A 12,636-nucleotide genomic window follows, 5' to 3' on the forward strand; every position below is an offset into this window, starting at 1 on the left:
CCTCCCTTTTTGATCCTAAAATTTGCAATTTCCATTTTATTTTATTTTACGGCCATCTAAACCTTAAATATTACCACTTTATTTATCGAATTCTAATTTTTGAAGCTGAAGAATTCACCAATTGCCTAATTTTTTTTAAATTATTACCTGGAGAATTTAAGATCTTTTCTCTGAGAAAGAAAGGTTCTTTGTTATTAAGATTCAGAGATTTGATTATAGCTACTTTTAAAGCGTGTGGATCAAAATCATGCACATCTAAACAAGGAGCCCTGCTATTATTCAAAAGATATTCATGTAATTCATGCTGTACATTTGCATTAAAGTAAATTATAGGTTGAGCACCTGTTACCGCTACTTCATATAACACATTACTCGCAGGAACAATGGCTAACCCCGAAGTTGCCATTGCTAATAGCATCTCTTCCTCATTAATTGAATCCAATAAATTAATTCGCTCATCTTCATCCACCAAACTTTTTAGAGATTTTTGGTGAAGGTAAGCTGGTCCAACTACTACAGTAATTTGTTCAAAATAGTCAAAAGAACTTACCTGCTCAAGAATTTGTTTTGAGATATTCTTATAATCTGCTCCTCCAAAACAGATAAATATGTTTTTCTTGGAAAATTTCTTTTCTATTTCATGAAAATTTTTAAAAAAAGAAGGCCTTAGCAATGCATATTCAGGTCCTAAGGCAAAAGAAGTATAATCTTGAGCTTTATAATGGTTAACTTGTACTGCAGGAGAATGATTGATAATTAGGTCGGCAAAAAATTCCTGATCATGTTTATCGTCTATACATACCAATTTTGCTCCCAAATTTTTTATTTTTTTTTGATAGGAAGAACCTAAGCGATAGTGGTCAAGAACAACTATTTCTGCTCCAGTGATTTCCGACAAAAATTCTTCCTCGGTAGATATTTTATGGAATATAAAGTCTTTTCGAATTTCCTCTGCGATACTCTGGGGCACATGGAGACAAAAAAAATGGACATAAAATTCTTTTTTTAGCATATGAGCTAAGCCTAAACTTCTAATTAAATGCCCAATACCCCACTCGACATTACCGTCAACTCGTATGAAAATTTGATCCATTGGAAATCCCCCCTTTAAGAAAGTTTTTAAAAAATCAAGATATACATCTTACAATTGAAAATGCCTCAGCAAATTCTTTTCCCACTACTATTCCCCACCGCTGTGCATGAATTTTTAAAGCCTCAGGTGATCTTGGATGGGGATACTTCCTTTTTTCAAATTCATAGCTTTCCATACCTGCTATTTTTGCTTTTACAGCCTCTTCATTAACTTCCACGAACATATTTGGAATAAAATGTCTCGGGTCTGTAGATGCACGCCATTCGGTACCTGAAGGAGTCTCATATGTAATAATTGTTCTCACAACTTCACCTTTTACGGGACGTGTGGCTGTTACCACCGCTTCAAAGGTACGTTGATGATCAATATTTACATCACCACCATGATGAGTAAAAACCACTTCAGGTTGAAAATCGTTCTTTTCTTTTTCAATAATTTTTATAATGTCTAAAAGCGGTACGGTATCAAACCTGTTATCTGGCAAATTATAGGTTTTTACGGAATTATAGCCTATTGCCTGCTGCGCACTTTTTATATTCTCATTATGAATCCTCAATTCTTTTTCCCACACTTCAGGGTCTCTTTCATCAGCTCTTGAAGTTATTCCCTCTCCCAAAATGACCACGCGGGTTTTGCAAGAGTAATATTTATTCAGTTGATACATAGTTGCTCCTAATCCTAAGAGTTCATCATCGGGATGTGCTGCAACTACTAAAATTCTTTTATTTTTTAATGATTCTAACATCTGCCAGTATTTCTTTATCTGATTGTAAGGAAGCTCTTGTAAATTCAAAACGAAAGTGTTCGTTTTCAATAAATGCTGGAGGATATCCCTCACAATCTAACATCCTTATGTAATCATACATTTTTTTAACTTCTTTAAGGTAGTTTAGATTCCCATCTTCAGGCTTTCTCCTTTTGAAATTTACAACTTCTCCTTCCTGTGGCAAAGGCGTTACTTCATTATAAATTATTTCCTCGATCATTTCACGGATTATGGCGGAACACCTAATAAATATTTCTCTCGTTGTACCATTAAGATTTAATTCTCTTTTTAAGTATACTGGCCCCGTATCTAAACCTTTTCCAGCTTTTAATGCAGAAATTTTTGTGTCATTAATGCCCCTGGAAATTAAGTTCTGGATCGGACTGCCACCCCGACCAAAAGGTAGATCTGTTTCATGAAAAATTACACACTCGAAATTTTCATAAATTTCTGCAGGTATAATATAAGACCAATGAGGAATAAATATCTTTTCAGGCTCAATTGTTTGTAACTTATCAAGAGAAAAATCATCTTTTTTGTCTAGGAGAATCCAGTTAAAATCTGGATTTCTTTCTTTTAATCCATCAAAAAGTGCTTTATGCCATTTCTTTTCAGATAAAATTATAAATGATTTCATTCCTTGTATTTTTATCTAACTAGAAAAATGTTCTTCTTTTAGAGGCTCACCTCTCTTAATATCTTGCATCGCTTTCTGTCCCAATACAATTTCATAATACTTGGGAGCAAGTCCATGACCCGGTCGAATAGACCTTATATGTTCTTCTGTAAAAATCTCCCCTTGTTTTATGTCTTTAACAACAAAAAGTGATCTGCGTCGTAGTTTATTAGGTTCAGTTACTTCGTAAACGACTTCTCCCAATGCTTTTTCTGCTTCCCGTACTGCTTTCACCATTTCAGCAAATTCCTCCGGTTCCATAGAGAAAGCTGAATCTGCCCCACCCAATGAGCGATCTAAAATAAAATGCTTCTCGATAACTTTAGCACCAAGACTAACAGCTACTATGGGAACTATACTACCCATCGTATGGTCAGAAACCCCGACCTTTACCTTAAATCTTTGTTCAAGATCGGGAATAGTTAAGAGATTGGCGTCCTCCACTGTAGCAGGATATTGAGAAGTACATTTCAACAATGTTATATCATCATTCCCTACCTCTCTACAAGCTTGTACCGCCAACTCAATATCCTCAATCTCCGCAAGACCGGTAGAAATGATCATGGGTTTTTTTTTGGAAGCTGCATGCTTAATTAAAGGTATATCGGTAATTTCAAAAGATGCGATTTTATACTTGGGAACATTTAGCGTCTCAAGAAAATCAACCCCCTTAATGTCGAAAGGAGAACTGAAAAATTCCATCCCCAGATCTTCAGTTATTTTCTGAAGCTTTGGCTGCCATTCATAAGGCATTGAGGCTTCGGTGTAAAGATCGTAAAGACGATAACCTTTCCACAAACCCGATTCTTTTGGTTTAAAATAAGGGTTATCTTCATCCTTTACATCTATAGTCATCGCATCTGCAGTATAGGTCTGAACTTTTACCGCGTCAGCTCCAGCTTTAGCCATGGCTTCAATGGTCTTTACTGCCAAATTAAAGTCATTGTTGTGATTGGCAGAAAGTTCTGCTATAATATATAAATTGCTTTCTTTCATTTTTCCTTTTATTTGTTTTTCTAGAAAGATGGCTATCGTTTCTCAAAACCATCCTCCTCTATGTTCTTCCATTTTTGTTCTATGTGCTCTACTACTCTTAAAGCGCCTTTATCGTCCAAGATTCCATTCCCTTTTGAAGTTCGTCGCATACGAGCGGAAAGATTCTTAATATCAGTAATGGAGTCTTCCAGATCTTCAGGAAAACTTTCAGAATCTGCATCTAAATAGTTCTTTAGCACTCCCAATTTGTTCCAGGTGTGCAAATTCCTACTTTGATTATCGAAAATAGAAATACCAATTGCAGGAATTCCCAGCAGAATAACCTCGTTAAGACTTTGTCCTCCATTGGTGACCACCAGATCTGCAGTAAGGTATTCTTCTAACAAATCTGAAGGTTTTAAAAAGCCCAAATTTTTTGTCCTTTCCGAAAATTCAATATCTGCATGACCTAAAATTTTTATGCTTGCAGAATCTAAATGGATCGATAAAACGCTTATTATTTTTTCCAGCACCCTCTTGTTAGCGTGACCTCCAAGACTAACTAGTACCGTTTCAATTGAGTCTCTTAATTTTCTTTTTTCAATGTTCCAGAATATCTTCCGGAAAAGCACGTATTCGGGTCCTGCTAAATACTCTGTTCCATTTACATACGAGGGAAAATCAATTTCCTTTCCATAAACACTTCCAATTACTACCACCCCATTGCTGGCATAATTCATCTTTGAATCGGCAATTGAAGCTACATGGGTAAATTTTGCAGCAATAGAGTCAATAACTTCTTTATCTACTCTGTATGAATCAAAAACAATAAGATCTTCTTCAGAGACTAGTGCTTTTAACTGATCTATGTCTTTCCACTCTATTCTTTTCTTCGGATAATCAAGTTCCAGCAATTCATCTGTCCACTCCCTTATTAAAAATAGAACCTCATAATTTTTTAAAAGAAAAGCATCTGCCAGGGAGGAACATCTGCTTAAATGTCCAAAACCTACATTTTTAGAATATTCAGTTAAAAAATAAACTTTCATGACTGAAGTTTTTTATCAAGAAAATCCTGTTTTTTCAACCTGAGCATAATGTAATTTCCTTCTTCTCTGTATTTTTCAAAACCCCAACCTTCATTGGATTTTATGACCTTATTATTTGACAATTTGTTCTTGACAAAGATTTCTTCCTTGTTCAATGTAATGAACCAATATTTAAAAATCAAGAGCTTTACCTGAGATCCCAGACCTTTTCCCCTATAATCAGCTTCGCCCATAATGGCACCATATTCAGGATGACTTTCAAAATTTTTAATATTAAATACTCCCACCGGTTTTTTTGCCGAAAGAATTAAATCTACTCTATCAAAAGAATCATAGTTTTCCAGAAATCTTAGTTGCTCTTCAAGCTTTAATTTATTATCCATTTCCATAAAAGATAGAATTTCCGGATCATTTCTCCACCTCACTATATCGGGGGCATATTTTTCTCCTATAAGATCCCATGAAAAGCCTTTCGGCGCCTCCAAATCCGCCAATCCATTAATAAATTCCTTTTTAGTTTTAAACCTATTCATTGCCTTTTACACCTAGACTCATTAAAGCTGTAGCCAGTTCAATATCATCATAGTTATCAATATCTACCGCTCTTTTCCAATCCATTTCCCAAAACACATGACCTTTCCCATAAAAAGATTTTTCCTTTTTTAAATTACTTACTTTTCCGATCCAGATAGCTCCTGTAGGTGAGTAAAGATCAGGTAGATCCTGGGATCTCTTTCTTTTATCCTTAAATATCCAATCAGGTTTATTTTCTTTATCCAGGGTTACCGCCCACCATGGATTCATCCAGACATACCTATAGCAGGAAAGTGCAAATGGAACATTCTTATCTAAGAAAAAATTATAACTGTTTTTGATATCTCCCGCGTTCCGCAATGGACAAACAGCAAATAACTGTACCACATCATCATAAAACTCCCCTTGCTCCTCTAATTGCAGGATGGTTCGGAGGGTGGCGTCACTTACCGGACTGTGATCATCTGCGGCAGTATCCCTCAAAAAAGGCACTTCGGCACCAAATTTTTTAGAAACTTCAGCGATTTCTTCAGAATCTGTACTTACTATAATTTTGTCGAATAAGCCTGATTCCATTGCTGCTTCTATGGTCCAGGCAATAAGGGGCTTTCCATTAAAATCGATAATATTCTTTTTGGGAACTCTTTTTGAGCCACCCCGTGCCGGTATAATTGCAATTACTTTTCTATTTGTTTTCAACTTGCTCAATTATTTTTAAGACATTTATTCCTTCTTCCAGACTGGTATTTTTACTTTCCCCGGTTTTTATAAAATCATAAAAATCTTCCATTTGATTTTGATACATTTCCAGGTGTTCTTCAGGGGGAATTGAAAAAACCATTTCTCTTTCTCCCTTCTCATAAGATGTAAAATATACACCCTGACTACTCCATTCATACTTGCCATTAACCGTAAATGCTTCTCCCTGATTAACATTAGCAGGAGAGAAAAAATCCAATTCAAAATTTATCCGGGTATTTTTTCCGCTTTTAAAGGTGAAAAAAGCATAATCATCGGTATCAATATCTAAAAAGGAAATTTTATCTACTCTTCCTGCAATATCTCCGGGCATTCCAAACCAATCCAAAGATAAGTCTATCTCATGACTCAAGGTTCTAATCACTCCCCCGCCTAAAGATTTTAAAGCTGTATATTCCTTCCGGTAATCGGCGTAAGGATGCCAGTTTGGTAAATAAAAAGATCGTTTAAATCCAACTTTAAAAGGTCGCTCCTCTTCAAAAGTTTTTTTTAAAAAGTTGATTTGAGGATGAAACCTCAAACAATAAGCGACACGGATAAAATTTTCAAATGGACGTAATTTTTCAGCATTCTCAATTGAAGTATCAATAGGTTTTTCTATCAGAACTTTAATTCCATTTTTTAGGAAAGGAAGTGCTGTTTCAACATGCAAGGCAGTAGGATTTGAAATAATTACACCATCAGGCTTAAAATTTAAAGCATCCTTCAGGCTAAAAAATTCCTGAATTCCACTTTCGTTAGACAACTCCCCTTTCCTGGTACGTAAAGCCGCAGGACGCACTTCTTTGATCTTTTGAAGATGTTTTAGGTGCCTTCTACCTATGGAGCCCAGTCCCACCAATAATATCTTTATTTCTTTCCCCATTCTAAAATTTTTACCAGTTCCATAGTTTCTTTTTCTTCTATAAGTAACTTTTTACTTTTAACCTGTTTTATAAAGTGAAGTAACGAGCTTTTAAAACACGAATATGTATCGGAAAAACTTTTTTCTATTTTCCCTTTTTGACCATAAAAAATCAGTGAAGGTCGGGTTGAATGCGGGCCGGTAACTTTTACATACGCACTTACATTCTCCCATGATATTAAAGTCTGATGGATTTCACCATTTTTAATGGTCTTCACTTCTTTTAATTCCCCTCTATCTGGAATCTGTACCAGCATGGGATCCAGAACATGAATAGCGTAGGTGTCCCATAATTTACTAATTCCTGCTTCTATGTATAAGATTTTCCCCAATTCCTCTTTTTCCAACTCCGTCAACCTTAATTCCTCAGCAAATCTGATCGCAGAACAGGTGAAAATCTGACTTTCATATTGTTTAAGGGAAAGCATTTTCTCTGCATCTGAAAGTTTAATCGCAAAAGGCTTATCAATAAAAACCGGTAAACCGGCATTGAGAAATGGCCTCGCCATCTCAAGATGGTTTTCAGAATCATCCCTTGCTAAAAGCACCGCATCAACCTTGTTTATCAGGTCCTCAATTTCCTGTACTACGAGGGGAATTTTTGCAGCTTTGGCAATATGATCTGAAATTTCCCTATCCTGAGTCCAAATATGAGTTACCTCCCCAAATTCCCCCAAACCATCTTCCGGAAAATTTTGTTTTTCCAGGTATGCAGGAATAGCAGGAAAAGGACATTCTTTCATAAATTCCCGATCGTATCCATTAAATATAGCACTCCAGGAGTATGGATGCCCATTCCCTTCGCTCATTCCAATTACTCCTAATTTTATTTTTTCGGCCATCTGGAAGGAATTAAAATGTTTTCTGAAATTACTTTGCTAAGTTCGGGTAATTTTCCTTCGGCAGAAACAGACTGAAGATTATGTTGCAGTTGATTACTGTTTTCTACTCCTACAATTACCCGATCAATAAAAGATCGTTCTAATACAAACTTCAAAAGTTTCCCCGCTAGCGATTCTTTTTGTTCCTGTAGTTCCTGAATTGTTAACTTCACATCTTGAAAATATTCGGGTAATTCTTCGGGATCTTTAAAAAAAAGGCCCTGCAAAAAAGCAGACCTGGTATGAATCTCACAACCATTCTTTCTCAACTCAACAATTTGATCCTCAAATCTCCTGTCAAAGTAATTGTAAGGAACTTGAACCAGGTCTGGCATTAATCCGGCATCCAGTAACCTTTCTAGTTCCTCGGGTTCGTTAAGCGAATAGCCTATTTTTTGAATTTTTTCTTTCTGCTGAAATTCCTGTAGGCGCTCCCACTCACCCGGAGACCCTAAAAGATGTAAAGGTTTATGTGCTAAATAAGCGTATAATGAGTTTTTGCCTAAATTATTTAGCGTTTGATCAAGTTGCTCTTCAATTTTTTTTCCTGCAGCAGCTGGTAGGAACTTAGAGACCACTCTAAAACTCTGAAGATCATTTTTGCCTAAAATTTCTTCTGCATTTCCATAGGCTGATGCTGAATCCAGAAGATCAATTCCTTCCCTCTTCGCCAACTCCAGAATATTCTTCACTTCTTGAGGGGAAGTTTGTCCTTTGGTATTTGAAATACCATAAGGTAAGCCGAATTGTACCGTCCCTAATCCAATTTTATTTTTTATCATAAAAAGAATTGACTTTTTCAATTACAAAAGATTGTTCATCATCCGTAAGAGCAGGAAACATAGGTAAACTAATACAGTTTCTATAATAGGTTTCGGAATTAGGCAAGTCACCTTCTTTCCATCCCCGCTCCCGGTAATAAGGCATCAGGTGACATGGAATATAGTGTATTTGAGCAAAAATTTTCTGTTCCCTTAAAAAATTGTATAATCCAAGCCTGTCTTCAACTTCAATGACATATAAATGATATGCATGTCCCTTTACTATACCGGACTGTCCCTTTATAAACTCTTTTTCCCTGAAAGCCTGTTCATACTTTAAAGCTATTTCCCGGCGTCGCTCCAGTCCTTCATCTGCTCTTTTTAGCTGGCTCAATCCTAAAGCAGCCTGGAAGTCGGTTATTCTATAGTTATACCCCAAATCCTGCATTTCCATGTACCATCCGGGATAGACTTGAGAATTAAGATCTGAGAATTGAGATTTTTCAGTCCCCTGGGCAAATTCTACTGAATTTTGATATTTTTCATCATCTTTTACTATTCCGTGGGTTCTTAGCTGAAGTAATTTTTCATACAGGCCCTTATCATCTGTAGTGATCATCCCTCCTTCGCCACTGGCAATATGTTTAACGGGGTGAAAGGAGAAAATAGAAAGATCTGCAAATTTTCCGTTGCCACACACCTGCTTATTACCTAAAGAATCAGTAAAAAAACCACCGGGTGCATGACAGGAATCTTCGATGATCCAAAGATTATATTCATCTGCCAAAGACCTGTATTTTTCCAAGTCTACAGCCCTGCCGGCAAAATCTACAGGAATAATTCCCTTATAAGTACCTTTTGGAGAAAATTCAAGTAGTTTACGAACTTTTTCAATATCCAGTAGGTAAGTTTCCGGATCTATATCGACAAAAACTACCTCTCCCCCACAATATCTAACACAATTGGCTGATGCCGCAAAAGTTATTGGTGTGGTAATCACTTTATCTCCCTCCCTTACATTTAAAGCCAATGCGCAAAGATGTAATGCTGCAGTTCCATTGGAGACTGCAACCGCATATTTACTCCCGCAATATTGCCCAAAAGCCTTTTCAAATTCGGCAATCCTTGGACCCTGGGTTAAATAATCTGATTTAAGAGTTTCGATTACAATTTCAATATCTTCCTGAGTGATATTTTGTCTACCATAAGGAATACTATTTCTCATAAGCCGGCACTTCAAATGTAGGATCCACGTGCTCCTTGATTAATTTTCTCAATTTATCTACAGACTCCCACTCTGTATTTTCTCCAGAATTATACCGAAAGCCCATGGGTACTTTTTCTGCATTGAATTCATTTACAAAATCTTCAACTTTCCAGCGATGGGTAGTAGGAACGATGACGTAATATTTCCCCAGGTCATAGGTATAGAAGGAATCTGAAGAAGTAATCATTTCTTCATGTATTTTTTCTCCTGGGCGAATCCCAATTACCGGTTTTTCACAGTCGGGCCCTATCGCTTCGGCCACATCTGTAATTTTATATGAAGGAATCTTCGGGACAAAAATTTCACCACCCCAGGCATTCTCAAGGGCATGCATGACCATATCCACGCCACCCTGCAATGAAATATTAAAGCGGGTCATGGTAGGATCGGTAATAGGAAGAATTCCTTCTTTCCTTTTTCTAAGAAAGAAAGGAATCACAGAACCATTGGACCCCATTACATTACCATATCTAACGACAGAAAAACGAATAGGGTTAGATCCCACAATATTATTGGCTGCAACAAATAATTTATCGGAAGCCAGTTTTGTAGCACCATATAAATTGACTGGCGCCGCTGCTTTGTCTGTTGACAAGGCCACCACTGATTTCACTCCTGTATCGGTACAGGCATTGATTATATTTTCTGCCCCAAGAATATTAGTTTTCACACATTCCATTGGGTTGTATTCGGCGATTGGGACATGCTTCATAGCTGCCGCATGAATTACATAATCCACTCCACGAAAAGCTCTCTTCACCCTTTCATAATCCCTCACATCCCCTATAAAAAAACGAAGTTGAGGGAATTCGGAGGAAGGATAATCCTGTGCCATTTCAAATTGTTTTTGCTCATCTCTGGAGAAAATGACGAGTCTTTTAATCTGAGGGGATTTTTTTAGAATATGTGCAGTTAATGCTTTTCCTAAGGAACCTGTTCCGCCCGTAATAAGGACAGATTTACCAGATAAATCTAACATATATGAGTATCATTTTTAAGAATTTTTAAAGATAAAAACTTTAAAACTCAACGTGAGATAAGATCAGGTAATTTAATTATACTTTAACAGGAAATCCAATCAGTATTGGGATTAAAAATCGCTATTAGCCAACTCTGGTTATTGAAAAATTTAAAATTGCTGAACCTGATTATCGGAACAATTAAAACTATAAAAATTACTTTTTTTCACAAGCGATATAAAAATATTTTCCAGGCTGACTTTGAATCGTCGAAAATTTCAACTAAAGAAACTTCTTCATCTAAAATGGGATTAGTAGAAAGCAGGTATTGAACTCCTGAAGTTTTAATAAGTCCCCAATTTAGCTGCAGTTTAGTTTCCTGGCTAGCTTCAGCCTCCCATTTATATCGGACCTGATCTTGAAATTTATCCTGAAGGATATATAATCTACTTCCCCAATCCTGAATATAATTATAATTCTCAGGATTTTCATTAACCCAATCCTCGCCTAAAAAGCTTAAAAACTGGCGTTTCTTGTATAAAGGGTAGTTAGACGAATAACCATCCAGAGTTGTTATTTTATTATACTGTGCCACTGCAGGATGGATTCCGAAAGTTAGCACCTTTGCATCGTCAAAATTTATTTTTTCCTTTATTCCTTTAAATAGAGCATCTGAATAAAATTCTTCAAAGGTGGGATCCTTTACTTCAAGACCTATACTTTCTTTAGCTAAATTCCTAATATTCATATCCATCCTCACTATGTCAACAAACGCGAAGAGAAGTATAAAAGTACCCACTCCTATGAGGACTTTACTTTTTAATAAAAGTTTATTATAAAGCAGGTAAACAGTCACAAAAATTAAAACCGGGATTAAGGAAAAGAACCTGGTGATCTGAAAAGCTTTTAAGAACGGCATTTGATCATATAGAAATGAGATTCCTTCCCATTTAGAAACGGAAGCAAAAAAAACACACAAATATGTAGCTACTAAAAATATAACAAGTAAATTATCTCTATATTTCTTCATTAATAAGACCAGCGGGGATAAAACAAGGATCAAGGCTCCAAAAACAAGGGGTAACTTAGCGGCATGGTAATGACCGTTCAAAAAGAAACTACGAATCTTTCCTAATAATTCTGTATGGAATACCGGAACCATTTCCTCCCTGTGACTTATAAAACCGTAATCCCCGGGATCTATAACGGATAGAAATAGCCGATAATCTGAAAATACATAGCCTAAAACCAGTATTGCAAACCCAATGAGAAAATGGAAATTTATCTTTCGATTCTTAAGCATATCCCACACCAACCAGCAAAACAAGCCAAAGCCGAGAAAGAGCCCGGATAATACAAGGCTACTGTAAAAAGTATAAATAAATATTAGAGCAAAAATCCACCAGTGTTTATTTTTCCTAAAAAGTAATAGAAACAAGTATAAGATTAAGGGTTGACCTGCCACGGAAAGTCCGCCGGAAGGCCAGAATGGTAACAATGAAAATAAAAGGGAAAAGGAGGTAATCAAGAATATTGATTTTGTGGTTTTTTCTTTAGTGAAATTAAAGAGTAACAGAAACATGGAAACATAAGCAATAACCCGAATCAATAACAGGTTTGTGAAATAGGCCCACCAAGGGTTTAACCAATAATATAACAAGGTTATAAAATCCATTTCTGAGGGATGTGCTAATCGTGGCAATACTCCCATTGCTCCTTTCACAGAAGACACATTTGACGAAAAAAGCATACCACTTTCTGCAATAAATTTATAGGCTGGTATTGCGCCATCAAGATTATCGTGGACCATTACATAGCTATCCTTCCCTAAATAAATTAAGGGCAAAAAATTTAAAAAAACGATTGAAAAACCTATAAGAAAGAAGGTAAGGGCTTTTGAATTTACAGTACCCATTGGGAAGATTTTTAATTGAGGTAGTTTCGCAGTAATAGCTAAATGCTTTGAATAGGGGATATAATTTTGAAAAAAATATTTAAGAACCCGAAAAGAA

General features: G+C 36.1%; 13 protein-coding genes. All 13 read right to left on the reverse strand.

Annotation, left to right across the window (positions count from 1 at the left end; translation table 11 throughout):
• Window positions 1-82: 82 nt before the first annotated feature.
• Window positions 83-1,093 (reverse strand): UDP-2,4-diacetamido-2,4,6-trideoxy-beta-L-altropyranose hydrolase, encoded by a 1,011-nt coding sequence (gene pseG / locus LA313_RS02465; protein WP_228913028.1) that lies wholly within the window; start codon window positions 1,091-1,093, stop codon window positions 83-85.
• A gap of 34 nt (window positions 1,094-1,127) precedes the next feature.
• Entirely contained in the window at window positions 1,128-1,838 is a 711-nt protein-coding gene (locus LA313_RS02470) for a PIG-L deacetylase family protein (RefSeq protein WP_228913029.1), read from the reverse strand.
• A complete protein-coding gene (locus tag LA313_RS02475; protein ID WP_228913030.1) occupies window positions 1,816-2,496 on the reverse strand; it encodes a methionyl-tRNA formyltransferase in 681 nt (226 codons plus the stop codon). Before LA313_RS02475 ends, LA313_RS02470 begins: the two co-directional genes overlap by 23 nt.
• Window positions 2,497-2,511: 15 nt before the next feature.
• On the reverse strand, window positions 2,512-3,531 hold the full coding sequence (gene pseI, locus LA313_RS02480) for a pseudaminic acid synthase (RefSeq protein ID WP_228913031.1): 1,020 nt from the start codon (window positions 3,529-3,531) through the stop codon (window positions 2,512-2,514).
• Window positions 3,532-3,563: 32 nt separating this feature from the next.
• Window positions 3,564-4,559, reverse strand: coding sequence for a hypothetical protein (locus LA313_RS02485; RefSeq protein WP_228913032.1), 996 nt, complete (start codon window positions 4,557-4,559; stop codon window positions 3,564-3,566).
• Window positions 4,556-5,092 carry a GNAT family N-acetyltransferase gene (locus tag LA313_RS02490; RefSeq protein WP_228913033.1) on the reverse strand — a complete coding sequence of 179 codons (537 nt, stop codon included), beginning with the start codon at window positions 5,090-5,092 and terminating at the stop codon, window positions 4,556-4,558. The genes LA313_RS02485 and LA313_RS02490 overlap by 4 nt, the downstream gene beginning before the upstream one ends.
• Complete coding sequence (locus LA313_RS02495; RefSeq protein ID WP_228913034.1) at window positions 5,085-5,792, reverse strand: acylneuraminate cytidylyltransferase family protein; 708 nt, start codon at window positions 5,790-5,792, stop codon at window positions 5,085-5,087. Before LA313_RS02495 ends, LA313_RS02490 begins: the two co-directional genes overlap by 8 nt.
• A complete protein-coding gene (locus tag LA313_RS02500) occupies window positions 5,779-6,717 on the reverse strand; it encodes a Gfo/Idh/MocA family protein (RefSeq protein ID WP_228913035.1) in 939 nt (312 codons plus the stop codon). Before LA313_RS02500 ends, LA313_RS02495 begins: the two co-directional genes overlap by 14 nt.
• Window positions 6,702-7,598 carry a Gfo/Idh/MocA family oxidoreductase gene (locus LA313_RS02505; protein WP_228913036.1) on the reverse strand — a complete coding sequence of 299 codons (897 nt, stop codon included), beginning with the start codon at window positions 7,596-7,598 and terminating at the stop codon, window positions 6,702-6,704. Before LA313_RS02505 ends, LA313_RS02500 begins: the two co-directional genes overlap by 16 nt.
• Window positions 7,583-8,419, reverse strand: a complete 837-nt coding sequence (locus tag LA313_RS02510) for an aldo/keto reductase (RefSeq protein WP_228913037.1) — start codon at window positions 8,417-8,419, stop codon at window positions 7,583-7,585. The genes LA313_RS02505 and LA313_RS02510 overlap by 16 nt, the downstream gene beginning before the upstream one ends.
• Window positions 8,406-9,623, reverse strand: a complete 1,218-nt coding sequence (gene pseC / locus LA313_RS02515; RefSeq protein WP_228913038.1) for a UDP-4-amino-4,6-dideoxy-N-acetyl-beta-L-altrosamine transaminase — start codon at window positions 9,621-9,623, stop codon at window positions 8,406-8,408. Before pseC ends, LA313_RS02510 begins: the two co-directional genes overlap by 14 nt.
• Complete coding sequence (gene pseB, locus LA313_RS02520) at window positions 9,613-10,644, reverse strand: UDP-N-acetylglucosamine 4,6-dehydratase (inverting) (RefSeq protein WP_228913039.1); 1,032 nt, start codon at window positions 10,642-10,644, stop codon at window positions 9,613-9,615. The genes pseC and pseB overlap by 11 nt, the downstream gene beginning before the upstream one ends.
• Before the next feature lie 206 nt (window positions 10,645-10,850).
• Window positions 10,851-12,539, reverse strand: a complete 1,689-nt coding sequence (locus LA313_RS02525; RefSeq protein WP_228913040.1) for a DUF6044 family protein — start codon at window positions 12,537-12,539, stop codon at window positions 10,851-10,853.
• Between the last annotated feature and the right edge of the window lie 97 nt (window positions 12,540-12,636).

Source organism: Salinimicrobium sediminilitoris (genome assembly GCF_020866905.1).
GTDB lineage: Bacteria > Bacteroidota > Bacteroidia > Flavobacteriales > Flavobacteriaceae > Salinimicrobium > Salinimicrobium sediminilitoris.